Raw genomic sequence first — 25919 nt, 5'->3', positions numbered from 1 at the left:
GTGGGGCATTCTGGGGGTGTGGGGGTGGGGTCGGTGGGCCAGTCTTCCCAGGTGCGTGGGGGTGGGGTGGTGGTGGGTGGGGGTGGCCAGGGGCCGGCTTCCTTGTGCCAGGTGAAGGTGTCGTCGGTGGGCTTGGGGTCGGTGTCGGCCCACCAGTGGGGGCCCGGGACGGGATCCGGCATGTCTTCGTTCTCCCAGGTGGTTGGGAGCGGGAGGGGGGCGTTCGGCGGGGACGCGCTGGCCACGGCCAGGTCCAGGGAGGTGCGGGATGCTGCCGGGACTAGGTCGGGGGTGGTTTCCGCCGGGTCTGGGATTACGGGGGGCTTCTTGCCGTGCTTCGGGCCCAGCCAGCCGCGGCGGCTGGGCAGGGTGAGGGCGCTGATCACACCGCCGATGAGGACGAGGCCGGCGCCGAGGATGAGGCCCGAGGAGGTTCCGTCGCGGAACGTCTCCAGTTCCGCGGCGTCCGCGCCCTCGTCGGGGACGGCGTGGATGAGCAGGCCCACGATGGCGATGCCGAACGCGCCGGACGCCTCCCGGATGACGTTGATGACGCCGCTGGCCACCCCGGCGCGCTGCTCGGGGACGGCCTTGAGCACGTACATCACCAGCGGCATGCCCAGGGCCGCGCCGACGCCGACGAGCATCACGCCGGGCATCAGCTCGGCGTAGCCGTCGCCGGTCTGGAGGGTGGAGAACAGGAACATGCCGAGGCCCATCAGGGCCATGCCGAAGCCGATCGCGGGGCGCGGGCCGACCTTGGTGGCGAGCAGGAACGCGATCGGGGTCAGCACCATGATCGCGATGGCGGGGGGCAGCATGACCAGGCCCGCCTCGGGAGGCGAGAAGCCCAGGAAGCGCTGGAGGAACGGCTGCGAGTAGAACATCATGCCGTTGAAGCCGATGCCGTAGAGCATCTGCGACATCAGCCCGCCGGTGAAGACGCGGTTGCGGAAGAACCGCAGGTCGATCATGGGGTCGGGGGCCCAGCTCTCCACCAGGACGAAGCAGGCCAGGGCGATCCCGCCGAGGGCGAAGACGCTGAGCACCGACGGGTTGCTCCACCCGTGCTTGTTGCCGGACTCCAGCCCGTAGATGAACGCGAACAGCATCGTCGCGGAGATCAGCACGCCGGGCAGGTCGATGCGGGCGTGCTTGTTCTCGCCCTTCGAGGTGAGGACGAACAGCCCGAGGACGGTCACCAGGATGCCGGGCACGATGTTGATGAGGAAGATCCAGCCCCAGTGCCAGTGCTGGACGATGACCCCGCCGATCGTGGGGCCGAGCGCGGTCGCGCTGGACGCGGCGCCGATGAAGGCGATGTTGCCGATGGAGCGCTGCTTGTCGTTGCGTCCGACGGTGACCATGACCTGCGTGGCCGGGAGCACGAGCGCGGCGCCGGCGCCCTGCACGATGCGGGCGAGGATGAGCACGTCGGAGCTCTGCGCGAGACCGCAGACCGCCGAGGCGGCGGTGAAGACGATCATGCCGGAGGTGAACGTGACGCGGCAGCCGTAGACGTCCGCGAGCCGCCCGCCCATGATCATCAGGCAGGAGAACATCAGGATGTAGCCGGTGGCGACCCAGTCCTTGGCCGAGGACGACATGTCCAGGTCCGCCATGATCGTGGGCAGCGCCGTGAAGACCACCGTGTTGTCCATGGTGGTCATGAACGCGCTGACGGCCACGACCGCCAGCGCCCATCGGTACCGGCCCCGGGTCACTGTGCGTACGGCGTGAATTCCCCACAGTCAGGAAATCGCCGCTTCCCCCTAAAGCGCTCGTCGCTATTGTTACTATTGGTTCGCAGTTCGTTACTCAGCCCCGACTGTGGGGCAGGGTGCCTCAACTCTCCCATCAGGCCACAATGGTTACTCCCGAGTCTTGTCATCACCGTGACAAGTAGCGGTTGAGAAAAGTGGTCTGGATGCGCATCATGAGTTGGTCATCGTAGGACAAAGTGGGTCCCTCCGCTTCGCTGAACGATCCCGGTTTTGGGGGGAACCCACCGTATGCAGAGCAACGATCGTTCCGGAGCCGCGCGGGCCAACGCGCAGGACGAGACTCGGATCAGTGAGGATTCGATCCGCCGGCACCTGATCGAGCAGATCGCGCGCCGCTCCAGGACAACCGCCGCCGAGATCGACCCCGACCGGCCGCTCGAGGAGTTCGGGCTGGCGTCCCGGGACGCGGTCGCGATCGCCGGCGAGCTCGAGCAGATGCTGGGGCGCGCCCTCCCAGCCACCCTCGTCTGGGAACATCCGACGATCAACAAGCTCTCCCTGGTGCTCGCGGGCGGTGCCGCCGAGGCCGCGGAACCGGCACCGGCCGTGACACGGGAGGCCGCGAACGACGAGCCGATCGCCGTCGTCGGCATCGGCTGCCGCTTCCCCGGCGGCGGGCGCGACCTCACCGGGCCCGAAGAATACTGGCGGTTCCTGACCGGCCGGGGCGACGCGGTCCGCGAAGTGCCGGACGGCCGCTGGGACCCCTTCGACGACGGATCCCCCGAGGTCGGCGACCTGCTCGCCCGCACGACCCGGCTCGGCGGCTTCCTCGACGACATCGCCGGGTTCGACGCCGCGTTCTTCGGGATCACCCCGCGCGAGGCCGCGGTCATGGACCCGCAGCAGCGCCTCGTCCTCGAGGTCGCGTGGGAGGCGTTCGAGCACGCGGGCATCGGCCCGGCGTCGCTGCGCGGCAGCCGCACCGGCGTGTTCGTCGGCGTGTCCGCGCCGGAGTACGCGGCGTTCACCGCGTCCGACCTCGCGTCCCTCGAACCGTTCACCGCGACGGGCGCGGCGCTCAGCATCATCGCGAACCGGCTGTCGTACCTGCTGGACCTGCGCGGCCCCAGCATGATCGTCGACACGGCGTGCTCGTCGTCGCTGGTGTCCACGCACCTCGCCGTGCAGGCGCTCCGCAGCGGCGAGGCGGACGTGGCGCTCGCCGGCGGCGTGAACGTGCTGCTGTCGCCGACCGTCACGATGACGTTCGACCTCGCGGGCGGGACGGCCTCGGACGGGCACTGCAAGGCTTTCGACGCGTCCGCCGACGGGATGGTCCGCGCGGAGGGCTGCGGCGCCGTCGTCCTGAAGCGGCTGTCGGACGCGGTGCGGGACGGCGACCGCGTCCTCGCCGTCGTCAAGGGGTCCGGCGTCAACTCCGACGGGCGGTCCAACGGCCTCGTCGCGCCCAACTCCGACGCGCAGCGCGCCCTGCTCCGCGACGTGTACGGGAGCGCGGGCATCGACACCCGCGAGGTCGACTACGTCGAGGCGCACGGGACGGGCACGTTCCTGGGCGACCCGATCGAGGCGAAGGCGGTCGGCGAGGTGCTCGGCGCCGGGCGCGAACCCGGCGAGCCCCTTCTGCTCGGTTCCGCGAAGTCGAATCTCGGGCACATGGAGTCGGCGGCGGGCATTGCCGGGTTCATCAAGGCCGCCCTCGCGCTACATCACGGTGTCATTCCGCCTAGCGCGCATTACAAGGAACCCAACCCGCATATCCCGTTCGACGAACTGCGTCTCGCGGTCGTCGCGGAAGAGACGCCTTGGCCCCAGCGGGGGCATCCCGCACGGGCCGGTGTGTCCGGGTTCGGGTTCGGTGGAACGAACGCACACGTCGTCCTGGAAGAGGCTCCCGCGCAGGAACCGGTCGTCCAGCCGGCGGTCGTCCGGACGTTCCCGCTGTCCGACACGAGCGACGACCGGGTACGCGACCACGCCGCCGCTCTGGCCGAGTGGATCCCGAACCAGGACGTGCAGCTTCCCGACCTCGCGCGCACCCTGCACCGGCGCGCCGGCCGTGGCCGAGCCCGCGCCGCCGTCGCCGCCAGGGACCGGGCAGGGCTCGTCGAAGGGCTGACCGCCCTCGCCGAGGGCCGGCCCCACCCCGGTGTGGTGACGGGCACGGCGCTCGGCTCCCCGGGCCGTCCCGTGTGGGTGTTCTCCGGGTACGGCGCGCAGCGCGCCGGGATGGCGCAGCGGCTCCTTGAGGAGGAGCCCGCGTTCGCCGAGGCCATCGACGACCTGGACGGCCTGTTCGCCGAGGAGGGCGGCCCCGACCTGTGGGCGCTCCTCGAAGAGGGCGGGAAGCCGGACGGGCCGGTCACCACGATGCCGGTGCTGTTCGCGATCCAGATCGGCCTGGCCCGGATGTGGAAGTCGTACGGCGTCACCCCCGGCGCGGTCATCGGCCACTCGATGGGCGAGGTCGCCGCCGCGGTCGTCGCGGGCGCGCTCACGCTGGAGGACGGCGTCCGCGTCATCTGCCGCCGCTCCCGGCTGCTGACCCGGCTCGTCGGCGGCGGCGCGATGGCCGTCCTCGGCGCGTCCGCCGACGAGGTCGCCCGGCTGGGCGAGGGGCTGCCCGAGGTGTACGCGGCGGTGCACTCGTCGCCGAAGCAGACCGTCGTCACCGGGGACGCCGACCAGGTCGCCGAGATCGTCAAGCGCGCCGAGGCGGAGGGGCGCCTGGCCCGGATGGTCCAGGCCGAGGGCGCCGGGCACTCGCCCCAGGTCGACCCGCTCCTCCCCGAACTGCGCGAGGCGCTCGCCGAGGTGGGCGCCGAACGAGGCACGCCCCTCGCCGAGGGCATCAAGCTCTACACGACCGCCCTCGACGACCCCCGCGCCCTCCTCGACGCGTCGTCCGGGCTGGGGGTCGACCACTGGGCGGCGAACCTGCGGAACGCGGTCCGGCTGACCGACGCGGTGTCGGCGGCGGCCGAGGACGGCTTCCGGACGTTCGTCGAGGTCAACGCGCATCCGATCCTCGCGCACGCCGTCGGTGAGACCCTGGAGGGGACGGGCGCGCTCGTCACCCACACGCTGAAGCGGGCCCGCAAGGGCGAGGAGACCGATGACACCCTCACCTTCCACGCGCAGCTCGCCACCCTGGCGGCGCACGGCCACCCGGTCGCCCGGCCCGCGGACGGCCGCATCGTCGACGTCCCGCGGTCGCCGTGGCGGCACGAGCGGCACTGGGTCGACCTGTCGGCGCGCGGGTCCGGCGGACGCGACGAGCACCCCCTGCTCGGCGCGTACGCGGAGTTCCCCGGCGAGGAGCGGCACGCCTGGCGCGCCGACGTCGGTCTCGCCGCCCAGCCGTGGCTGGACGGGATCACCGTCCACGGCCTGCGCGCACTGCCGGTCTCCGCGTTCGCCGAGATGGCGCTCGCGGCCGGGGCGTCGGCGCTGGGCACCGAGGACGTCCGCGTCAACAGCCTGTGGATAGAGCGGCCGCTCGCACTCGCCGACCACGCGACCGTGACGACGACGTTCACCGAGGCCGAGCAGCGCGTGGAGGTGCACGCGCTCACACCGGCGGGCACCTGGGTGCGGCTGGCCAGCGCGGACGTGGGCGAGGACCACCGCGCTCCGGCGGAGTCCGCGCCCGGCCCGGCGGTGGAGGTCGCGGGCGCCGAGCGCGGCAGCCGGCACTACCGGCTGCACCCCGAGGTGTTCCACCGGTGCCTGGCCGTCCTGTCGGACGAGGCCGCGGCGCAGTTCGGCGCGGGCGTGTGGCAGGCCGAGACCATCGGCAGCCTGCGCGTGTTCGGGCCGGCGCACCGCGGCGGGCACGTGCGGGCGGCGGTGGTGCAGGACGAGGAGGGCGCGACGGGCTCGGTCGTGCTCCTCGCGGCGGACGGGCAGGTCCTCGCGGAGGCCACGGGCATCGTGCTCCGCCGCGTCGAGCGCCACGACGTACCGGTGCCGGTCGCCGACAAGCTCGTCGAGCTGGTCTGGGACGAGGCGCCGCTTCCCGACACCGAAGCCTCGCGGGACACCTGGCTGATCCTGTCGGACGAGGACGACGCGCTCGCCGGCGCGGCGGCCGCCGAGCTGGAGAAGCGCGGCCGGCGGGTCGTCCGGCACCTGCCGACGGCCGGTCCGCCGGACGGGCACCCCGAGATGGACGGGCCCGTCGACGGGGTTCTCCTCGTCCCGTCCGCCGATCTCGTGGACGAGGACCTCGTCCTGACCGTCGCCGGCGTGAGCCGCTCGCTGCCCGACGGCCCGCGCCTGTACGTCGCGACGCACCGGGCCGTCGCCGTGCGGGGCGGCGAAGCGGGCGAGCCCGGCCACGGGTTCGTCAGCGCGCTCACCCGGGTCCTGGCGTTCGAGCGCACCGTCCAGCGGGCCACGCACGTGGACGTCGACCGCCCCGCGGACCTGGTCGCTGAGCTGCTCGGCGACGACGGCGCGCGGGAGGTCGCCTGGCGCGGCGGCACCCGCTACGTGGCGCGCCTCGCGCAGGCCGCACTCCCCGACGCGCCCGCGAAGCCGAAGCGCGCGGTGCGGCGCGGCGGCGCCTACGTGATCACCGGCGGGTACGGCGGCATCGGCCTCGTCACCGCGCGGCTGCTCGCCGAGCGCGGCGCGGGACGCATCGTGCTGTCCGGCCGCCGCGGGCCCGACGCCGACGCCGAGAAGGTGATCGCCCGCCTCCGCGAGGACGGCGTGGACGTCGGCGTCGTCCTCGGCGACATCGCCGAGCCCGGCACGGCCGAACGGCTCGTCCGGGTCGCGCAGGAGGGCGGCGTCCGGCTCCGCGGCATCGTGCACGGCGCGGGCGCGATCGACGACCGGCTGATCGCCGACCTCGGCCCCGACGATCTCCACAGGGTGTGGACGGCGAAGGTCGAGGGCGCGCGGCGGCTCAGCGAGGCCGCCTGGGACCTCGACCTCGACTGGCTCGTCATGCACTCGTCGGCCGCCGCGCTGCTCGGCTCGCCCGGCCAGGCCGCGTACGCCGCCGCGAACGCCGCGATCGACGCGCTGATGGCGTACCGGCGCGCCGGCGGACGGCCGGGGACCACCATCAACTGGGGCACCTGGTCGCAGGTCGGCGGGGCCGCCGAGACGTCGGTCACCGTCATCGACCCGATCAGCCCGGCGGAGGGCGCGGAGGCGCTGGAGGCGCTGCTCGTCCACGGCATGCCCGCGACGGGCGTGCTCCGCTTCGACCCCGGCACGGCGGTCGGGCTGTTCCCCGAGATCCGCGACATGCCGTACTTCGCCGCGCTGACCGAGGCGGCCGACGCGCACGGCGACGACGCGGGCGACTGGCCCGGCGTGGAGGCGCTCAAGGACGTCGACCCCGCCACCGCCCGCCGGATGATCGCCGCGCAGGTCAGGTACCGGATCGCCGCCGTCCTCGGCTTCGACCCCGAGCGCCTCGACCCGGCCGTGCCGCTCACCGACCTCGGCCTCGACTCCCTCGTCGCGGTGCGGATCAAGAGCGGCGTCGAGCACGACCTCGGGCTGACCGTCCCCGCGTCGGTGCTGCTGCAGGGCGCGAGCGTCAACGTCTTCGAGGAGTGGGCGGCCGGCGAGCTGGGGCTCTCGGAGGCCCCGGCGCCCGCCTCCGCCGGCACCGCGGTCTCCAACGCCGAGGCCGGGTACGTCATGCCGCGCGACGCCGCCGAGCGCCTCGCCGTCCGCATCTTCGAGGACGTCCTCGGCCTCGACCGCGTCGGCGTCACGGCCGACTTCTTCACGGAACTGGGCGGGCAGGACCACCAGGCGGACGAGATCGTCGCGCGGGTCGGCGCCGAGCTCGGCGCCGATGTCACCCGCGGCGAGCTGTTCGAGGTGCCCACGGCGGAGCACGTCGCCGAGTTCGTCCGGGCGGCCGACGAGGAGGCCGCGCGGCAGACGGTCCGGCCGCTGAAACTGGGCCGTTCCGGGGGGCGTGGGGGGTCGTCCCCCCACAATGAGGCGTCCGGTGACCGGCGGCCGATCTTCATCGCGCATCCGGCGGGCGGCACCACCGCCTGCTACCGCCAGCTCGTCGACCTGCTCGGCGCGGACCAGCCGGTCTACGGCCTGGAGCGGTTCGAGGACGCGCCGTCCGTCGAGGAGCGCGCCGCCCGCTACGTCCAGCACCTCCTGGAGGCGCAGCCGGAGGGCGCGTTCCGGCTCGGCGGCTGGTCGTTCGGCGGCGTCCTCGCCTACGAGACGGCCCGGCAGCTCACCGCCGCCGGACGCGAGGTCGAGTTCGTCGCGCTGTTCGACGCGGGCCTCCCGCTCGCGGTGGACGACGAGTCCGACACGCTCGCCCGCCGGTTCTCCGCGTTCGCGGACTACATCAACCAGACGTACGGCCTGGACGTCACCCTCACCTACGAGGAACTGTCCGGGCTGGACGAGGAAGCGCAGTTCGCGCTGGTCATGGAGCGTGCGGCCCCCCTCGTGGACCACATCCCGCCCGCGGCCCTCACGCACCAGCTCACGTCGCACCAGGACACCCGATCCCTGGAGGCGTACCAGCCCGAGCCGTACGACGGCCGCGTCATCCTCTACTACGCGCCCGAGGAGACCCCCTGGGCCGTCCGCGATGCCCGCTACGTGCTCGACGGCACGAACGGCTTCGGCGGGCTCTGCTCCGACCTCGAGATCGTCACGATCCCCGGGGCGCACCACCTCAACCTGCTGGACCCGCCCAGTGTCGAGGCTCTCGCCGCGCACCTGGAGGGCCGGCTCGCCGGGCGGCGGGAGCACGACGCCGTCCCTGCACCGACGGCCCGCTGAGGGCCGGTCAACGAACCCCGTCGTTCCACGGAGGACACCCCCATGGCCCAGCCCGGCTCGTCCCACGCCCTGCTCGACGCCGTCCGATCCGGCGCGAGCGGCCCCGAGCTGCAGGAGATCGACCTGCCGACCCGCTTCCGCGCGGCGTTCACCCGCAAGGAAGAGGTCGGCATCTTCGACGGCCAGACCGACAAGGACGTGCGCCGCTCGATGCACGTCGGCGAGGTCGAGATGCCCGAGCTCGCCCCCGACGAGGTCGTCGTCGCCGTGATGTCGGCCGCGATCAACTTCAACACCGTGTGGTCGGCGATCTTCGAGCCCGTCCCCACGTTCGCGTTCCTGGAGAAGTTCGGCCGGCAGGGCTGGTACGGCGCCCGGCACGACCTGCCGTACCACATCCTCGGGTCGGACGGCTCGGGCGTCATCGTGCGGACCGGCAGCGGCGTGAAGAGCTGGAAGGTCGGCGACAAGGTCGTGCTGTCCCCGTCGTACGTCGACGAGGAGGACCACGGCTCCTACGACGACGGCATGATGAGCGAGACGCAGCTCGCGTGGGGCTTCGAGACGAACTTCGGGTCCCTCGGCGAGTACTGCATCGTCAAGGCGAACCAGCTCATCCCCAAGCCCGCCCACCTCACCTGGGAGGAGGCGGGGTCCGTCACCCTCTGCGCCGGCACCGCCTACCGGATGCTGGTCGGCAACCACGGCGCCCGCATGAAGCAGGGCGACGTCGTCCTGGTCTGGGGCGCGACCGGCGGCCTCGGCTCGTTCGCGACGCAGCTCGTGAAGAACGGCGGCGGCATCCCGGTCGGGGTCGTGTCGTCCGAGGAGAAGGCCGAGCTCGTCCGCGCGCAGGGCTGCGAGCACGTCATCAACCGCAACGACCTGAACCTCGGCGAGCAGGGCCTCCGGCACCCGAAGGCCGGCCGGATGCTGGGCGAGGCGATCCGCCGCCTCGTCGGCGAGGACCCGGGCATCGTCTTCGAGTACCTCGGCCGCGAGACGTTCGGCGCGTCGGTGTACGTCGCCAAGCGCGGCGGCAAGGTCATCACGTGCGGCTCGTCCACGGGCTACAAGCACGAGTACGACAACCGCTTCCTCTGGATGCGGCTGAAGAGCATCATCGGCTCGCACGGGTTCAACTACCACGAGGCCGTCGAGGTCAACCGGCTCGTGGGCCTCGGAATGATCCACCCGACGCTGTCGAAGGTCTTCCCGCTGGACGAGGCGGGCGAGGCGACCCGCGCGGTGCAGACCAACCAGCACGTCGGCAAGGTCGCCGTCCTCTGCGGCGCCGCGGGCGAGGGGCAGGGCGTGGACGACCCGGCCCTCCGCGAGCGCATCGGCGAGGACACGCTGAACCTCTACCGCCGCTGACCGTCCCGCCCCGGGAACGCCAAGCCGTCGACTTGCGGCGTGTTGTTGTTATGGCAAGCCGGATAACAACGACACGCCGCAAGTCAACGAAAGCGGTGGGCCTTGGCGGGCCGGTCAGCGGCGGGCGAGGCGGCGCTCTTCCGGGGCCGCGTCGTAGGGGAGGTCGTAGTACGCGAAGACCGCCTGCTCGTCGCCGGCGAGGAGCTCCCCGTCGGTCCCGATGGCCGGGGCGTTCTTGATCTCCTTCTTCGGGTGCGCGATCCGAAGGTGCTCCGGCCCGACCGTCGCCCCCTCCAGCGGGGCGAACACGAGGCGCTGCCTGGTCGGCATGCCGGTCTTGATGGTGGCGAAGGACGGCCGGTCGGTCGCCGTGTCGACGTAGATCGCCTCCAGGTGCCCGATCCTGCTCCCGGCCACGTCCACGACGTCGCGGCCGCGCCACTCCCGGATGTCCTCGATCTCGAACATGTCTCTTCCAGCCGCTCGATCCCTCGCCGGTCCGTCGGGGACCTACCCGTCCCACGCAAGTTATGTCTCGTCCCGCGCCATCCGGCGGAGCGTCTGCGGTCGGTCGGGCGGCCCGCGGCGGAATTCGCCATGAACCCGGCCGAAGTCGGTCGAATCTCGACCTAGACTTTGCTCCCGGGCACGCCACGGGTCATGATTTGCCTCACACTAGACTCATAAGTAAGTAATTACCCCGTGTGAATGGCGCGCAACGCAGGGGGACGAGTGCTGGGAGGTTCTGTGGCGGACGACGGTTCCACCACGACTGGGCGCCCGTGGCCTGATCTGCCGAGGGAACTGGCCGAGCACATGCGGCCGCACCTCGACGAGGTGGCGGACGACATGATCCAGGAGATCCAGACGCGCGTCAGGGAGTACGACCGGCCGGGAGACGGCTCCTATTCGGGGACACTGCGGCTCGCCGTCGAGCGGGTGCTCCACTACTTCGTCGACCGGGTCGCCGATCCGGGCCACGACCCCGCCCCGGTGGTGGACTTCTTCCGCGCCATCGGCCGGGGCGAGGCCGGGGAGGGGCGCAGCCTCGACGCCATGCAGAGCGCGATGCGCGTCGGCGGCATGATCGCGTGGCGGCGGCTCACCGAGGGCGCCGACGCGCTGGACGTCTCGCCGCGCACGCTCGGTGCGGTCGGCGAGGTCATGATGGAGTTCCAGAACGAGCTGGCGCACGCGGCGGCCGAGGGGTTCTCCCAGGCCAAGGCCGCGGTCGCCGGCGAGATGCAGCGCCGCCGCAAGCGCCTCCTCGACCTGCTGTTCGCCGACCCGCCCGCCGCGCAGGAGGCCATCGCCGACCTCGCCGCCGCCGCGCACTGGCCCATCCCCCGGACGGTCGCCGCGGTGGCCCTGGGCCGGCACCACCAGGACGCCCGGCAGCCCGCGTTCCCGCCCGACGTCCTCGCCGACCTCACCCGCCGGACCCCGAGCCTGATCATCCCCGACCCGGACGGGCCCGGCCGCGCCAAGCTCATCGACCGCGCCCTGGCCGGGACGCTCGCCGTCGTCGGCCCGACCGTCCCGCTGATGGAGGCGGCGCGGTCGATCCAGTGGGCCCGCAAGACGCTCTGCCTCGTCCAGCGCGGCGTGATCGAGGCCGACAGCGGCGTGATCCGCAGCGTCGAGCACATGTCCACGCTGATCCTCTTCCAGGACGAGGGGCTCATCACCTCGCTGGCGGACCTGCGCCTGGCGCCGCTGGCCCACCTGCGGCCCAGCCAGCAGGACCGGCTCGCCGAGACGCTGCTCGCGTGGCTGCAGTCGGGCCGCAACGCCAACGAGGTCGCGATGCGGCTGCACGTCCACCCGCAGACGGTCCGCTACCGGCTGCGCCAGCTGGAGGAGCTGTTCGGCGACCAGCTCCTCGACCCGGATCTGCGGTTCGACCTGGAGATCGTGCTGCGCGCCCGCGCGCTGCTGGCCGACAACGCGGGCGAGCGCATGATCCAGCCGCCCCGCGAGGCCGTCGGCGACTCCGGCGAGATCGTCACCCTCCGCCGCACCTGACCCGTCCCCGGACGCGCGTCAGCCGGGCCCGGCCGCACGGCCGGGCCCGGTCCGGCCGCGGAGCCGCTCGGCGGTGGCGACGCGCTCGGCCAGCCGGGTCTGGGCGTCGCAGAGCAGCCACAGCTCGCCCTCGTCGGACGCGACGATCTCGTCCAGGCAGCCGTTGAGCAGCTGGTAGTCCGACAGGGGGGTCATCCGGGTGGCCCGCAGGCCGCCGTCCGAGCGTTCGCCGTGCCAGCCGGGCATGCACTTGATCACCGACATCGCGCGGGCTCCCTCGGTGGGCTTATGGTAGGTCCACCATAGGCCGACCAAGCGCCGGTCACAACGCGTTCGGCGCATCCCCAAGAGCATGCCGCGCGCCGTGGCATCGGTACGGTGTGAGGTCAACGCGACCACCGGGAGCAGGATCAGGTATGCCCCGTCCCCCCACGAAGGCACAGGCGATCAGCAACGCGCTGGCCGCCCGGATCGTCGAGGGCGAGCTCGCGCCCGGCACGTGGCTGCCGCCCGAGCGGGAGCTGGCCAGCGAGTACGCGGCCGACCGCTCGACCGTCCGGCGGGCGCTGCGGATCCTGGCCGAGCAGGGGCTGGTCCGGCTGCGGCCCGGCGCCGGCACGCAGGTGCGGACGTCGGAGCGGGTGCGGCGCGCGGCGGCCGACATCACGCGGCAGGTCGGGGCGTGGCGCGGCTTCCACGTCTCCGCGCAGCGGGACGGCCGGACGCCGTTCACCCGGACGACCGTCGCCGAGGTCGAGGCCGGCGAGCGGCTCGCCGCCCGCCTGGACGTGCCGCCCGGCACGCGGGTGCTGGAGCGGGCGCGCGTCCAGGGGGTCGAGGGGGAGCCGCCCGTGCAGACGGCGACGACCTGGGTGGTCCCGGAGATCGTGGAGCGGATCCCGGTGCTGCGCGAGGTCGACACCGGCCCGGGCGGCATCTACTCGCGGCTGGAGGAGATCGGCCACCGGATCACGTTCGAGGAGTCGGTGACCTGCCGGCTGCCGTGCGCGGAGGAGCAGCGGACGCTGGAGATCGGCCCCGACCAGCCCGTCCTCACGCTGTGGCGCCGCGCCTACGACCAGCAGGGCCGCGTCGTCGAGGTCACCCACCGGGTGGTGGTCGGCGACCGGCACGAACTCGTCTACCGCTACGGGTCGGGAGCCTGAGCATGCATGACGGTGAAGAGGCACGGGAGGAGCCCGCGGTCCGCCGGGTCGGCACGCGGGTCGTCTACGAGAACCCGTGGATGGTCGTCCGGGAGGACGCGGTCGAGCGGCTGGACGGCTCGCGCGGCATCTACGGGGTCGTGGACAAACCCGACTTCGTCCTGGTCATCCCCGTCGAGGGGGACGGCTTCCACCTGGTCGAGGAGTACCGGTACCCGATCGGGAAGCGCACCTGGAGCTTCCCGCAGGGCTCCCTCCCCGGGCGGCAGGACGCCGACCCGGAGGAGCTGGCGCGCCTCGAACTCGCGCAGGAGACCGGCCTGCGCGCCGGGACGCTCCGGCACCTCGGCTACCTGAACTGCTCGCACGGGACGAGCGGGCAGGGCTTCAACATCTTCGTCGCGTCCGACCTGGCGGCCGGGGAGGCCGACCGGGAGCCCGAGGAGCAGGACATGCGGCAGAAGTGGGTGTCAGTGGCCGAGTTCAGGGCGCTGGTGCGGGAGGGCCGGATCACCGATGACTCGACCCTCGCCGCCTACGCCCTGCTCTTGATGGACGACGCTCAGATGGACGACCAGGTCACTGGGGATAGGACGAGTTGACGCACGTCGCGTTGTCGTCGACGGGCCGGCGCTCCAGGATCTCGCGTGCCCTGCTCCGCCCGTAGTTGGCGGCCATGGCCGGCTCGTCCTCCGCCAGGTCCGCGGCGATGGCGCGCAGCGCGCAGGACCGCTGCGGCTCGGGCAGCCGGTCCAGCGCCGGGACGGCGTCGGCCGACAGGTTCCGCAGGTACGACACGTCGACCTTGCCCGTCTCCGCGTAGCGGTCGACGTTGCGGTCGGCGATGAACCCGTCCGGGTCGACGGCCACGAGGGAGATCATCGCGGCGGCGCCGGTGGCCGCGACGGCCCGCGGCAGCCAGGCGACCCGTCCCCGCACGACGCCCGCGACGGCGACGAGCACCACCACGCCGCCGAGCCACAGCTCGAACGCGTGCACCCACAGCCGCAGCCGCGTCCAGCCGAACGTCTCCTCGTACAGGTAGAGGCGCCGCAGCGCGACCGCGACGACGACGAGGGTCAGCGCGCACAGCAGCCCGAGCAGGGCGCGGACGGCGACGCGGTCGGCGCGCCCCGCCGCCGGCGCGTACCGCATGGCGACGGCGACGACCGCGAGGACGAGGACCGTCACGACGACGAGCTGGAAGAAGCCCTGCCGCGCGTACTCGGCGTAGGTGAGGCCGGTCGAGCGGAGCAGCGCGTCCTTGTCGTCGGCGAGGAACACCCGGGCCTGGATCGCGCTGAACACGAGGAACAGCAAGTTCAGCGCGGCGATCGGCACGGCCCAGGACCAGCGTCCCGCGGGCTTGCCGGGCTCGGGGGTCAGCAGCCGCAGCGGAGGCGGCGCCTGCCCGAGGTACGCGGCGGCGCAGGCCAGCAGCAGCGTCGCGGCCCCCGCGAACACGTACCGGAAGACGGAGGCCGGCGAGATGTCGGGGACGAGCCCGGCGGCGAGGTTGCCGAACGCCGCGTCCGCCCCGGCGAACAGGCCGCCGAACACCGCCACCAGCGCGGCGACGATCAACCCCGTCCGGATGACCGGCCAGGCGTTGCCCCGGCGCGGCGACCCCGCGCGGTAGAGGCCGCGCGCCGACCACGGCAGCGTGTAGCCGGCCGCCGGTCCCACCGCGAGCCCGCCGCCGAGGACCTCGGCCCAGGACCGCCCGCCGCAGACCGCGTACGAGCCGGCGGCGACGGCGAGCAGTAACGCCGGGACGACGATCCACTCCGCGGCGCGGACGGCCGCGGTCGCCGACAGGCACAGGGCGAGCAGCACGAACACGGCCCCGGTCCGGTTGAACCGGGAGCCGCCCTTGCGGGGGGAGCGCCGGACGAGCCGCCCCGCGGACCAGGCCGAGGCCCCGGCCACGTACGCGACGGCCGCGGCCGTGATGACGACCCCGACGCCGAACCGCCCGTCGCGCAGCGACGGCCCCACCGCGACGGCGCCGATCAGCCCGGCGATCGCCGTGCCGGCGGCCAGCGCGGGCGCCATCGGCAGCGCCGGCCGCTTCCAGGCCGCGATGGCCTTGTCCAGCTTGGTGGGCGTGTAGACGACCGGGGGCGGCGGCGGGTACCCCCGCGGGACGGGGTGGGGCGCCGGCCCCGGCGCACTCCACGCCCGCCCGGCGGGAGCCTTCCCGCGCGGTGCGGACGGGTCCTGCGGAGGGTTCGTCATGCGGATTCTCCGATGTTCGGTGGGAGGACGACGCGGATGCGGCAGCCGCTCGGGGTGTCCAGGACGGTGATGTCGCCGCCGTGCAGGTCGGTGGCCCAGCTCGCGATGGCCAGGCCGAGGCCCGTGCCGCCGCCCGCCGCGCGGGGGCCGGACACGGAGCCGCGGGAGAAGCGCTCGAAGACGCGGGCGCGCTCCTCCGCCGGGATGCCGGGCCCCTCGTCGGCCACCTCGATGACGAGCCCGCCCGGGGCGATCCCGGGCCGCGCCGTGACGGTGACGGGCCGCCCGTCCGGGCCGTGCCGGGCCGCGTTGTCGAGCAGGTTCGCGACGATCTGGTGGAGCCGGTCGCGGTCGGCGACGGCGTGCAGGCCGGGCGCGACCTCGGACTCGAACACGGCGTCCGGGTGGCTCGCGGCGGCCTCCGCCGTGACGTCGGCGACGAACGCGGCCACGTCGAGGTCGGCGGCGTCCAGTGTCGCCGCGCCCGCCTCTACCCGGGACAGGTCCAGCAGTTGCGTCACGAGGCGTCCGAGCCGCTCGGTCTGGTCCAGCGCGGTTTCGAGGACGTCGGGCGTCGCGGGCGTGACGCCGTCCGCGACGTTCTCCAGGACGGCCCGCAGCGCGCTGATCGGGGTGCGCAGCTCGTGGGACACGTTCGCGACGAACTCGCGGCGCTGCCGGTCGACCTCCGCGAGGTCGGCGGCCATCCGGTTGAACGCCTGCGCCAGCTCGCCGACCTCGTCCCGCGACGTGGCCCGCACCCGGCGGCTGTAGTCGCCGCGCGCCATCTCCCGCGCCGCCGCCGTCATCTCCCGCAGCGGCGCGGTCATGCCGTGCGCGACGAGCTGTATGACGACGACCGAAATGATCAGGCCGAGCGGCATCGTCTCCCGCGCCCGGAACCCCATCGGGTAGCCCCACAGGACGATCAGGACGGCGACGCACGCGGTGACGACCACGACGACGCCGAACTTCACCTTGATCGACCGCAGCGGATCCAGCGGGCGGGGCAGCCGCGCCCACATCCGGTGGACGACCCCGCGCCCGGCGGCCGTCACGGCGTCCCCTCCAGGCTGTACCCGACACCGTGGACGGTCCGGATCAGCCCCTGCCCGAGCTTCCGCCGCAGCGCCTTGACGTGGCTGTCCACGACCCGCGTGCCGGACGCGTCCGCCCAGTCCCACACCTGTTCGAGCAGGACGGCGCGGGTCAGCACCGCCCCCCGGTTGCGCAGGAGGCAGGCGAGCAGGTCGAACTCGGTGGGGGTGAGATGCACCTCGCGGCCGTCCCTGCGCACCCGCCGGGCCCGCTGGTCGACCTCCAGCCCGCCCATCCGCACGGGCCCGTCCGCCGCGTCGTCCACGCGCGGCCGGTCGACCCGGCGCAGCACCGCGCGTATCCGGGCGACGAGCTCGCGCATGCTGAACGGCTTGGTCACGTAGTCGTCGGCGCCCACGCCGAGCCCGACGATGAGGTCCGTCTCGTCGTCGCGCGCGGTCAGCATCAGCACCGGCACGGGCCGTTCCGCCTGCACCCGCCGGCAGACCTCCAGCCCGTCGAACCCGGGCAGCATCACGTCCAGCACGATGAGGTGCGGCTCGTACGAACGGGCGCGGTCGACCGCGGACGGCCCGTCCCCGGCGGTCTCGACCCCGAACCCCTCCGCCGCCAGCCGGTCGGCCACGGCCCGCGCGATCGTGGGTTCGTCCTCGACCACGAGGATCCGCGTCTCGTTCTCGCTCACGCCCCAGACTCTAGAAGCCCGTTATGGAGCCAACGAGCACGATTTGTGCAGAACCCGTGAAGATCGATCGACCCGGCTAGTACGACCACGTGTGGACGGGGGCGTTGGATCTCATGTGCTCTACGTAGGAGCGGGTCATCATGCGCAGGGCGTCCTTGCGAGAGGTGCCGTGCTCCTCGATGGCGTCGACGGTGGCTATCTGCCAGGCGGCGCCGGTCCGGCCGGTGACGCAGCGGCGTTCGATGATGCCGAGGAGGCGGTCGCGGCGGGACGGGTCGACGCCCCAGCGCTGGAGGCCCTCGTGGGCGAGGGGGAGCAGCTTGCGGAGGATGAGTTCGGGGGCGGGGACCTCGCCGAGGCCGGGCCAGTAGAGGGTGGAGTCGAGGCCGTCGCGGGCGGCGCGGTGCAGGTTCTCCTCGGCGGTGGCGAAGGACATGCGGGTCCAGACGGGGCGTTCCTCTTCGGCGAGCATGCGGACGATGCCGTAGTAGAAGGCGCCGTTGGCGACGACGTCGGCGACGGACGGGCCGGCGGGGAGGACGCGGTTCTCCACGCGGAGGTGGGGGCGGCCTTTCACGACGGCGTAGATGGGGCGGTTCCAGCGGTAGATCGTCCCGTTGTGGAGGGTGAGTTCGCCCAGTTCGGGGATTCCGCCTTCGTCGAGGACGGTGCGGGGGTCCTCGTCCTCGCAGAGGGGGAGCAGGGCGGGGAAGTAGCGGGTGTTCTCCTCGAACAAGTCGAACACGGAGGTGATCCAGCGTTCGCCGAACCAGACGCGGGGGCGGACGCCCTGGGCCTTGAGCTCGTCCGGGCGGGTGTCGGTGGCCTGCTCGAACAGGCTGATGCGGGTCTCCTGGTAGAGGCGGTGCCCGAAGAGGAACGGGGAGTTGGCGCCCATGGCGACCTGCGGGCCGGCGACGGCCTGGGCGGCGTTCCAGTAGGCGCCGAACTGGTCGGGGCTCACCTGGAGGTGGAACTGGACGCTGGTGCACGCGGCCTCGGGGATGATCGTGTCGGCGTGCATGTGCAGGGGTTCGTGGCCGTCGATGGCGATGTGCATCTCCTCGCCGCGGGCGGCGAAGATCTGGTCGTTGAGCATCTTGTAGCGGCTGTTGGCGGACAGGGTCTCCTCGCCGATGTCGGTGCGCCGCAGGGTGGGCAGGATGCCGATCATGGCGAGCCGGCCGCCGACCTCCTCGGCCCGCTCGTCGGCGTGCTGGAGGTGGTCGCGTACCTCCGCCTCCAGTTCACCGGTGCTCTCGCCGCCGAGCTCCCGCGGCGGGATGTTGATCTCCAGGTTGAACTGGCCGAGCTCGGTGGCCCAGGCCGGATCGGCGATCGCCTTGAGCACGTCCGCGTTGCGCATCAGTGGATCGCCGATCGCGTCGATCAGGTTCAGTTCGATCTCCAGGCCGATGTGGGGGCGCTCGAAGTCGAACTGGGATTCGCCCAGCATGCGGGCCAGCACGTCGAGGCACCTGCGCACTTTGTCGCGGTACCGCCGCCGGTCCTCGCCGCTGATGGTGACCGAAGCCACGTCCCTGCCCATGTGTCCGTCCCTGTGCTCCGGAAGAACCGTCATAAAACGGGATGTCCCGGTGAGGGGAGGTGAAAACCCGGCACCGGAATCGGGGCTCCCCGCGGGGTGACCGACCGGTAGCGTTGGTGTTCGACCGCGAACCGGTTACCCCCAGCCGGGAGGGGCCATGCGCCTGCGCCCACGGTCCATCCGGGCCAGGGACACCCTCGTCGCAGCCGTGATCGCCGCGATCGTCTTCGGGATCACCGCGGTGGGCGTCGATTTCGCCGTGCGCAGCGCGGTCAAGGCGGAGATCCTCCAGCAGGCGCAGGTCGAGGGGCGGCGCGCCAGCGGCGGTGTGCGGGACGGGACGCTCGCCAACCCGATTCCGGACGACACGAACGGCCGCGTCCGAATCCAGGTGGTCGAACCGGGCGGCCATGTGACGAATGCGACACCGTCCGCGCGGGGCGAGCCGCCGGTGAGCAGACTCTGGCCGTCGAGCAACCTGCGCGTGCGCGACTACACCGAGTGCCACGGCGACCGGCCGAACCGCGAGTGCTTCGTCATCGAGGCGATCCGCGCCACGACCGCGCCCGACTCCGTCGTCGTGTACGCGGCGTCGCCGCTCCCGGCCCCGCTGGTGAACGGGCTGATGGAGGCGCTGCTCGCGCTGGCCGTCCTGATGCTGGTCGGCGTGGTCGCGTGGATCACCTGGCGGGTCGTCGGCCGCACCCTCGGCCCGGTCGAGGCGATCCGCGCGCAGCTCGCCGAGATCAGCGCCACCGACCTGAGCCGGCGCGTGCCGCAGCCGGGGGGCGAGGACGAGATCGCCCAGCTCGCCCGCACCGCGAACGCGACGCTGGACCGGCTGGAGCGCGCGGTGGGCCGGCAGCGGCAGTTCGCGTCCGACGCGTCCCACGAGCTGCGCACGCCGATCGCGGGCCTGCGCGCCAACCTGGAGGACGCGTCGATGCACCCGGAGGACAACGACCTGCGGGCCGTCGTCGAGTCGGCGCTGCGCGACACCGACCGGCTGGAGTCGATCGTCACCGACCTCCTGCTGCTCGCCCGCCTCGGCACCGGCGGGACCAGCGTGCAGGAGCGGCTCGACCTGGCCGCGCTGGCGGAGGCGGAGACCGCCCGCCACCCGTTCACCCGCCGGGTCACCCTGGCCCTCGGACGGGACGTGCCGGTGCGCGGCGTCCGCATGCAGCTCGTCCGGCTGCTCGGCAACCTCCTGGACAACGCCGAAGGCCACGCCGACTCGGCCGTCGTGGTCGCGGTGTCGCGGGAGGGCGGCGCGGCGCTGCTCACCGTCACCGACGACGGCCCCGGCATCGCGCCCGCCGACCGGGAGCGCGTCTTCGAGCGCTTCACCCGCCTGGACACCGCGCGCAGCCGCGGCGCGGGCGGCACCGGGCTCGGCCTGGCGATCGCCCGCGAGATCGCCCACGCGCACGGCGGGACGCTGCGCATCGAGGACCACGGTCCCGGGGCCCGCTTCGCCATGCGGCTGCCCCTCGCCGTGGACCGGCCGGACGGGAGCCCCGGCATGCGAGAGGGCCGCCCGCGGTGACGCGGGCGGCCCTCAGGCGAACGGGTCGGTCGAGCGGGTCAGGCGCGGACCGCCTGGACCTCAAGCTGGATGTCCACCTTGTCGCTGAGCAGGGCCTTCTCGCCCTTCAGCGGGATGTTGAACTCGATGCCCCAGTCCTTGCGGTTGATCGTGGTCTCGGCGGAGAACCCGGCGCGCGTCCCGCCCCAGGGGTCCTCGCCGATGCCGTTGTACTCGAGCCGGAGGCTCACGGGCCGGGTGACGTCCTTGATGGTCAGGTCGCCGTCCAGGTAGTACTCGCCGTCCTCGGCGCGCACGCCGGTGGTGTTGAAGGTCATGGTCGGGTACTTCTCGACGTCGAGGACGTCGGCCGTCCGCACGTGGGCGTCACGGTCGGGGTTGCGGGTGTCGAGCGAGGCCATCTTGATCTCCGCCGTGGCCGTCGACTCGCTCAGCTCCTCGGCGATCTGCACGGAGCCGGTGAACTCGGTGAACGTCCCCCGCACCTTGGTCATCAGGTGGCGGATGACGAAGGTGACCTCGGAGTGCCCGGGGTCGATGTTCCAGGTTCCGGCGGTCAGCTCGGGGGCGACGGCGGCGATGCTCATGATGTCTCCTGCGGTAGATGTGCTTGAATCTTCAACGACTAGTCGAAGAGTAGTTGAGGATTCAAACACTTGTCAATCCGCGGATGTTCCCCGGCGCGCCAGGCGGCGCGTCAGGCGGCGGCCCGGGACCTCAGGGGGTGGGCGCTGCCCGCGAGGAGCACCCCGGCGACCTGCGGCGGGTCGTCCGCCATCGGGACGTGGCCGCACCCCTCCAGCCAGACGAAGCGGGCGTTGGGGAGGCGGCGCTGGGCGCGGATCGCCTGGCTGCGCAGGAGCAGGCGGTCCTTCGTGCCCCAGGCGATCGTGACGGGGACGTCGGCGCAGGAGCCGAGGAAGCGGGTGCTGCGCCCGGCGCGGAGCGTGGCGTCGAAGCCGCGGGCCTCGCGCATCGCGCGGGCGTCGCCGGCCAGGGTCTCCATGTCGATGAGGTCGGGGCGGCCGTAGACCATGCCGAACATCGCGTTGCGGCGGCGCGGGGAACTCGCCAGGCGGGTGAGGAACGTCTCGGGGACGCGGGCGCCGAGCCGGGACGCGCGCAGCACGGCCGCCGCGTAGCGGAGTTCGAGGGCGTTGAAGAAGCCGGCCGGGGACAGCGCCGTGGCGGAGCTGACCAGGCCGCGGTCCGCGGCTTCGAGGGCGAACAGGCCGCCCAGGGAGTTGCCCGCGACGTGCGGCTTCTCCACGCCGAGGTCGGCGAGCGTCCCCATGAGGACGTCCAGGACGGCGTCCAGGGTGTACGGGGTGCCGGGCGGGAGCGGCGGGGAGTCGCCGAAGCCGGGCAGGTCGACCGCGATGACGTCGCGTTCGGCGGCGAGGAGGTCCAGCACGGGGGACCAGCCCTGGCGGCGGTGGCCGATGCCGTGCAGGAGGACGAGGGGCGGCCCGTCGCCGCGGCGCTCGAAGACGATGTCCACGGGCCGAGGCTAACCGGATGTTACTTACCGGTCACTAGTGACGCTCATCACGCTGCCGCCGCCGGAGACCGGGCCCGCGGTTCGGGTCAGCTCTGCGTGACCTCGGCGGGGCGGCGGTGCTCCAGCGCGGTGCGGAGCTGGGCGCGGCCCCGGTGGATGCGGGAGCGCACGGTGCCGAGCTTGACGTTCAGGGTCGCGGCGATCTCCTCGTAGGAGAGTCCCTCGATGTCGCACAGCACGACGGCCGCGCGGTACTCGGGGGCGAGGCCGTCAAGCGCCCGCTGGATGTCGGAGTCGAGGTGCCGGTCGTCGTAGGCCTGCTGCGGTGTCGGCTCGCGGCCCTGCAGCCGCTCGGCGGCGTCGTCACCGAGGGCGTCGAAGCGGATGCGCTGCTTGCGCCGGGCGCGGTCGAGGAACAGGTTCGTCGTGATCCGGTGCAGCCAGCCCTCGAACGTGCCGGGACTGTAGGAGGACAGCGAGCGGAAGACCCGGATGAAGACGTCCTGGGTCAGGTCCTCGGCATCGTGCCGGTTGCCGGTCAGGCGGTACGCCAGCCGGAACACCCTGGTCGAGTGCTCGGTGACGATCTCCTCCCACGTCGGCGGGGTCCACGCCATCGCGCCTGCGCTCACCACTACCCCCGTCTGATACTTAATCGTTACGGCCAAGCATGCCGGTACCCAGATAAGAGCCGTGTAAGGACCGCCGGCATGGCCGGATCAGGCGGGCGGACGCGGACGCCGGTGCGACCCGCGTCATTGGACGTAATTTACAATAAGCGGCCCCGCCCCCGAAACCCACCCCGACCTGTGAGGACGTGCATGGTGCGAAGCTACAACCCGGCCGACCTGCTGGAGATCCTGGCCGCGGCCGGGCCGGAGCGTCCCGCGCTGGTGGCGGGCGCCGAGCGGCGCAGTTACGCGCAGCTCAACGAGCGCGCGAGCAGGATGGGGCACCATCTCGCGGCGGCGGGCGTGCGGCCGGGCGAGCACGTGGCGATCCTCGCCCACAACCGCGCCGAGTGGATCGAGGCGATGCTCGGGGCGTACAAGATCCGTGCCGTGCCGATCCCGGTGAACTACCGGTACGTCGCCGCCGAGCTGCGGCACGTCCTGGCCGACTCCGACTCGGTCGCGCTGATCGGCGAGCGTTCGCTGCTGGCGAAGGCGCAGGAGATCCGCGGCGAGCTGCCGAAGCTGCGGCACGTCGTCGTGATCAAGGACGGGGTGGTGATCGAGGACGGGGCGGCCGACGACATTCCGGGCGCGGTCGAGTACGAGGAGGCGCTGGCCGGCGCCGACCCGGGCGACGACTTCCCGGCCCGCTCCAACGACGACCGCTACATCATGTACACGGGCGGCACGACCGGTTACCCGAAGGGCGTCGAATGGCGCTGCGAGGACATCTTCTTCGGCGCCCTAGGCGGTGGAAACGTCCTCGGCGACCCGATCGGCAGCCCGGAGGAGATCGCCGCGAACGCCGAGCAGCCGCCGATGGCCGTGCTCGACTGCGCGCCCGTCATGCACGGCGCGGGGCAATGGGTCGCGTTCATGGGGTTGTTCAGCGGCGCCAAAGTCGTCCTTTACACGGACCGCGCATTCGACGCCGGCAAGGCGCTGCGGCTGCTCGCCGAAGAGCAGGCGAATGTGCTGATGCTCGTCGGGGACGTAATGGCGCGGCCGGTCGCGAAGGCGCTGGCCGGCGGCGAGTACGACACCTCCTCGCTGATGGCGATCGCGTCCGGTGGCGCCCCGCTGACCGAGGGCGCGAAAAGGCAGCTGCTCGACCACCTGCCGAACATCATGTTCCTCGACAACTACGGCGCCTCGGAGACCGGCGCGTGCGGTCCGTCCGTCGGCGGCAAGGAGGGCACGGCCCGGTTCGCGATGAAGCCGGGGATCACCGTCCTGGACGACGGCCTCAGCCCCGTCGCGCCCGGCGAGGTCGGCAGGCTCGCCCGCAGCGGCCACATCCCGCTCGGCTACTACAACGACCCGGAGAAGACGGCGTCGACGTTCTTCACCGGCCCGGACGGCACCCGCTGGTCGATCCCCGGCGACTTCGCGTCCCTGGAGGAGGACGGGACGATCGTGCTGCTCGGCCGCGGCTCCCTGGTGATCAACACGGGCGGGGAGAAGGTGTACCCGGAGGAGGTCGAGGTCGCGCTGAAGGACCATCCGGACGTGTACGACGCGGTCGTGGTGGGCCTGCCGGACGAGCGGTTCGGGGAGCGCGTCGCCGCCGTCGTGGCGCCCCGCCCGGGGGCGGAGGTCACGCTGGAGGAGCTGACCGGACACTGCCGCGGCCGGCTCGCCGGATACAAGCTGCCGCGCCAGATCACGGTGGTGGACGAGGTCCAGCGCACCGCCGTCGGTAAATCCGACTACAAATGGGCCAGGAGCGTCCTGGCCTCCTAAACGGAAGTCTTATACCACGCGCCCGCCCTTTTTCCCCGGCGGCCACCGGTCAAGAAATGATTGATGGCGAAGGGGCGTCCCTTGAGCGCGGACCGGCGAGTAACTTCTGCATGAAAGGAGATCGGCTGATACCGCTCGCGGGACGGTATCGCCTGCTCTCTGTGGTGGGCAGCGGCGGTATGGGCACCGTCTGGCGGGCGTACGACGAAATGCTCGACCGGGACGTCGCCGTCAAGGAGGTGCGGCTGCCCGAGCGCATCACCAAGGGCGAGCGCCGGGTGATGTGCCGCCGCCTGCTCGCGGAGGCGCGCGCGACCGCCGCGCTGCGGCATCCCGGGGTGGTCGCCGTCCACGACTTCATCATCGAGGACGGCCGCCCCTGGATCGTCATGGAGCTCGTCGAGGCGTGCTCGCTGAACCGGCTCATCGCCGAGGACGGCCCGCTCGGCGTGCGCCGGACGGCGGAGATCGGCGCGGCGGTCCTGTCGGTGCTCCGCGCCTCGCACGCCGCCGGGATACTGCACCGCGACGTCAAGCCCAGCAACGTCCTGGTCTGCGACGACGGGCGGATCCTGCTCACCGACTTCGGCCTGGCCGTGCACATGGCGAACGGCCGCGAGTCCGCCGACACGCTGCCCGCGGGGATCGAGGGCTCCCCCGCCTACCTCTCCCCGGAGCGCGTGAACGGCATGCCGGGCCTGGAGGCGTCCGACCTGTGGTCGCTCGGCGCGACGCTCTACATGGCCGTCGAGGGCTTCTCGCCGTTCCTGCGGTGCCACGCGCTGGCGTCGATGATGGCGGTCGTGCTGGGCGACTACGCGCCTCCGGAGCGGGCGGGGCCGCTGACCGCCGTGATCGAGGGGCTGCTGCGGCAGCGTCCCGAGGAGCGCCTGACGGCCGACGCCACGGCGGAAATGCTGTGGGAGGTGCTCGGGACGGTCCCGAACCCGGGCGCGACGGTGGCGAAGCCGGTCGCCGCCTCGGCCAGGGCGCGCGGCATGCCGGCGCGGCTCACGCTGCCCCGCGCCGGTCAGCGGGGCGGCCCGCGGTCACGTGTCCTCCGGGGTCCGCGCGTCCCGTGGGCGCTGCGCGGCGGGAGGCAGCCAGGGGACTCCCAGGCCAACCCCCCGTGCGGTTCGCGGCGGTTCCGCGGCCGGTGGCCGGCGCGCCGCCCGGAGGCGGCGGCGGAGAAGCGCGACCCATTGAAGCGCGGCCCGGACAAGCGCGGCCCGGCGGGGCGGCGGGTGCGGCCGGGCGCGGTCGCGGGCGTCGCCGTGCTGGCGGTCCTCGCGGCGGGCACCGGCACGTGGGCGGCGCGCTGGACGTCGGTCGGCAAGAGCGACTCGGTCGCGCTGCGCCCGGCGGCGGGGCTGACCGCCAAGATGGCGCGGTACCGGGAGGCGGGCGCCTACTCGGTGCGCGTGCCGGTGGGCTGGCACGCCGAGCGGAGCGGCGCCGTCATGCACTGGCGGGACGTCGAGGCCGGCCACGGGCTGCGGATCGCCCCGGCGCCCGGGGACTCCCTCGCCGGCCTGCGCGCCGCGGAGCGCGCGGCCGCGGCGGAGCACCGCTATCCGGGATACCACCGGCTGCGGCTCGAACGCGTGCCCGAGGTCATCGCCGGCGCCGCGGAGTGGGAGTTCACCTGGAAGGGCGAACGCGGACCGGCGTTCACGGACGGCATCAGGCACGTGCTGTGCAGCCGTGCCGCGGGATACGAGTTCTGCTTCCACGCCCCCGACCGGCGGTGGACACCGGGCCAGCGCCTCTACGGCCGGATCCTGGAGTCGTTCCGCCCGGAGAGCGGCGGCTGAGC

18 protein-coding genes are annotated in these 25919 nt (G+C 73.0%); 8 read left to right on the top strand and 10 right to left on the bottom strand.

Translation table 11 applies throughout. The annotated features are described in order from the left end of the window. On the bottom strand, positions 1-1724 hold a 1724-nt coding region (locus IEZ03_RS31905; protein WP_229808704.1), incomplete at its 3' end, for an MFS transporter. A 288-nt stretch (positions 1725-2012) separates the two neighbouring features. Here IEZ03_RS31905 and IEZ03_RS31900 point away from each other — a divergent pair. Together IEZ03_RS31900 and ccrA are read left to right on the top strand one after the other, a co-directional pair. Then, a complete protein-coding gene (locus IEZ03_RS31900; protein WP_184889870.1) occupies positions 2013-8537 on the top strand; it encodes a type I polyketide synthase in 6525 nt (2174 codons plus the stop codon). A gap of 42 nt (positions 8538-8579) precedes the next feature. Further along, on the top strand, positions 8580-9914 hold the full coding sequence (gene ccrA, locus IEZ03_RS31895; protein ID WP_184889868.1) for a crotonyl-CoA carboxylase/reductase: 1335 nt from the start codon (positions 8580-8582) through the stop codon (positions 9912-9914). Between the two features lie 114 nt (positions 9915-10028). Here the strand turns inward: ccrA and IEZ03_RS31890 are convergent, their stop codons facing one another. After that, positions 10029-10382: a PRC-barrel domain-containing protein gene (locus tag IEZ03_RS31890; protein WP_184889866.1), complete on the bottom strand. Its 354-nt coding sequence runs from the start codon at positions 10380-10382 to the stop codon at positions 10029-10031. 279 nt (positions 10383-10661) lie between these two features. Here IEZ03_RS31890 and IEZ03_RS31885 point away from each other — a divergent pair, with 279 nt between their 5' ends. Next, positions 10662-11939 carry a PucR family transcriptional regulator gene (locus tag IEZ03_RS31885; protein WP_184889865.1) on the top strand — a complete coding sequence of 426 codons (1278 nt, stop codon included), beginning with the start codon at positions 10662-10664 and terminating at the stop codon, positions 11937-11939. 18 nt (positions 11940-11957) lie between these two features. Here the strand turns inward: IEZ03_RS31885 and IEZ03_RS31880 are convergent, their stop codons facing one another. After that, a complete protein-coding gene (locus tag IEZ03_RS31880; protein WP_184889863.1) occupies positions 11958-12203 on the bottom strand; it encodes a hypothetical protein in 246 nt (81 codons plus the stop codon). A 152-nt stretch (positions 12204-12355) separates the two neighbouring features. On the opposite strand from IEZ03_RS31880, the gene IEZ03_RS31875 reads away from it, so the two are divergent. Then, complete coding sequence (locus IEZ03_RS31875) at positions 12356-13105, top strand: GntR family transcriptional regulator (RefSeq protein ID WP_184889861.1); 750 nt, start codon at positions 12356-12358, stop codon at positions 13103-13105. 2 nt (positions 13106-13107) lie between these two features. Next, positions 13108-13707, top strand: coding sequence for an NUDIX domain-containing protein (locus IEZ03_RS31870; RefSeq protein WP_184889859.1), 600 nt, complete (start codon positions 13108-13110; stop codon positions 13705-13707). On the opposite strand, the gene IEZ03_RS31865 is transcribed toward IEZ03_RS31870, so the two are convergent. From IEZ03_RS31865 to IEZ03_RS31850, 4 genes are all read right to left on the bottom strand, one after another. Beyond that, complete coding sequence (locus IEZ03_RS31865) at positions 13685-15343, bottom strand: DUF4153 domain-containing protein (protein WP_184889858.1); 1659 nt, start codon at positions 15341-15343, stop codon at positions 13685-13687. The two genes, IEZ03_RS31870 and IEZ03_RS31865, sit on opposite strands and share 23 nt — an antisense overlap. Continuing rightward, on the bottom strand, positions 15340-16401 hold the full coding sequence (locus tag IEZ03_RS31860; RefSeq protein ID WP_229808703.1) for a HAMP domain-containing sensor histidine kinase: 1062 nt from the start codon (positions 16399-16401) through the stop codon (positions 15340-15342). Before IEZ03_RS31860 ends, IEZ03_RS31865 begins: the two co-directional genes overlap by 4 nt. Further along, the gene (locus tag IEZ03_RS31855; RefSeq protein WP_132049892.1) at positions 16398-17087 is read right to left on the bottom strand and encodes a response regulator transcription factor; all 690 of its coding nucleotides are present in this window, start codon (positions 17085-17087) and stop codon (positions 16398-16400) included. The genes IEZ03_RS31860 and IEZ03_RS31855 overlap by 4 nt, the downstream gene beginning before the upstream one ends. A gap of 76 nt (positions 17088-17163) precedes the next feature. Beyond that, complete coding sequence (locus IEZ03_RS31850; protein WP_184889856.1) at positions 17164-18636, bottom strand: glutamate-cysteine ligase family protein; 1473 nt, start codon at positions 18634-18636, stop codon at positions 17164-17166. A gap of 157 nt (positions 18637-18793) precedes the next feature. On the opposite strand from IEZ03_RS31850, the gene IEZ03_RS31845 reads away from it, so the two are divergent. Beyond that, positions 18794-20185, top strand: a complete 1392-nt coding sequence (locus IEZ03_RS31845; protein WP_184889854.1) for a sensor histidine kinase — start codon at positions 18794-18796, stop codon at positions 20183-20185. 38 nt (positions 20186-20223) lie between these two features. Here IEZ03_RS31845 and IEZ03_RS31840 read toward each other — a convergent pair whose 3' ends face one another. The 3 genes from IEZ03_RS31840 to sigE form a co-directional block, all read right to left on the bottom strand. Then, positions 20224-20772: a YceI family protein gene (locus tag IEZ03_RS31840; RefSeq protein WP_132049898.1), complete on the bottom strand. Its 549-nt coding sequence runs from the start codon at positions 20770-20772 to the stop codon at positions 20224-20226. A 110-nt stretch (positions 20773-20882) separates the two neighbouring features. After that, on the bottom strand, positions 20883-21686 hold the full coding sequence (locus IEZ03_RS31835; RefSeq protein ID WP_184889852.1) for an alpha/beta fold hydrolase: 804 nt from the start codon (positions 21684-21686) through the stop codon (positions 20883-20885). A gap of 86 nt (positions 21687-21772) precedes the next feature. Then, positions 21773-22303 (bottom strand): RNA polymerase sigma factor SigE, encoded by a 531-nt coding sequence (sigE, locus tag IEZ03_RS31830; protein WP_132049922.1) that lies wholly within the window; start codon positions 22301-22303, stop codon positions 21773-21775. 204 nt (positions 22304-22507) lie between these two features. On the opposite strand from sigE, the gene IEZ03_RS31825 reads away from it, so the two are divergent. Next, complete coding sequence (locus IEZ03_RS31825; protein ID WP_184889849.1) at positions 22508-24103, top strand: acyl-CoA synthetase; 1596 nt, start codon at positions 22508-22510, stop codon at positions 24101-24103. Continuing rightward, the gene (locus IEZ03_RS31820; protein WP_308428012.1) at positions 24076-25917 is read left to right on the top strand and encodes a serine/threonine-protein kinase; all 1842 of its coding nucleotides are present in this window, start codon (positions 24076-24078) and stop codon (positions 25915-25917) included. Before IEZ03_RS31825 ends, IEZ03_RS31820 begins: the two co-directional genes overlap by 28 nt. Positions 25918-25919 lie beyond the last annotated feature (2 nt).

It is taken from the genome of Actinomadura livida, assembly GCF_014648675.1.
Lineage (GTDB): Bacteria > Actinomycetota > Actinomycetes > Streptosporangiales > Streptosporangiaceae > Spirillospora > Spirillospora livida.
Note: the sequence above shows the minus strand (reverse complement) of the source record. Positions and strands in the feature narration are given on the sequence as shown.

What these genes read in the sequence shown, in the direction of transcription:
- IEZ03_RS31900 (WP_184889870.1), top strand. Translation starts at nt 2,013, where the DNA reads ATGCAGAGCAACGATCGTTCCGGAGCCGCGCGGGCCAACGCGCAGGAC.
- ccrA (WP_184889868.1), top strand. Translation starts at nt 8,580, where the DNA reads ATGGCCCAGCCCGGCTCGTCCCACGCCCTGCTCGACGCCGTCCGATCC.
- IEZ03_RS31890 (WP_184889866.1), bottom strand. Translation starts at nt 10,382, where the DNA reads ATGTTCGAGATCGAGGACATCCGGGAGTGGCGCGGCCGCGACGTCGTG.
- IEZ03_RS31880 (WP_184889863.1), bottom strand. Translation starts at nt 12,203, where the DNA reads ATGTCGGTGATCAAGTGCATGCCCGGCTGGCACGGCGAACGCTCGGAC.
- IEZ03_RS31875 (WP_184889861.1), top strand. Translation starts at nt 12,356, where the DNA reads ATGCCCCGTCCCCCCACGAAGGCACAGGCGATCAGCAACGCGCTGGCC.
- IEZ03_RS31870 (WP_184889859.1), top strand. Translation starts at nt 13,108, where the DNA reads ATGCATGACGGTGAAGAGGCACGGGAGGAGCCCGCGGTCCGCCGGGTC.
- IEZ03_RS31865 (WP_184889858.1), bottom strand. Translation starts at nt 15,343, where the DNA reads ATGACGAACCCTCCGCAGGACCCGTCCGCACCGCGCGGGAAGGCTCCC.
- IEZ03_RS31850 (WP_184889856.1), bottom strand. Translation starts at nt 18,636, where the DNA reads ATGGGCAGGGACGTGGCTTCGGTCACCATCAGCGGCGAGGACCGGCGG.
- IEZ03_RS31845 (WP_184889854.1), top strand. Translation starts at nt 18,794, where the DNA reads ATGCGCCTGCGCCCACGGTCCATCCGGGCCAGGGACACCCTCGTCGCA.
- IEZ03_RS31840 (WP_132049898.1), bottom strand. Translation starts at nt 20,772, where the DNA reads ATGAGCATCGCCGCCGTCGCCCCCGAGCTGACCGCCGGAACCTGGAAC.
- sigE (WP_132049922.1), bottom strand. Translation starts at nt 22,303, where the DNA reads ATGGCGTGGACCCCGCCGACGTGGGAGGAGATCGTCACCGAGCACTCG.
- IEZ03_RS31825 (WP_184889849.1), top strand. Translation starts at nt 22,508, where the DNA reads ATGGTGCGAAGCTACAACCCGGCCGACCTGCTGGAGATCCTGGCCGCG.
- IEZ03_RS31820 (WP_308428012.1), top strand. Translation starts at nt 24,076, where the DNA reads ATGGGCCAGGAGCGTCCTGGCCTCCTAAACGGAAGTCTTATACCACGC.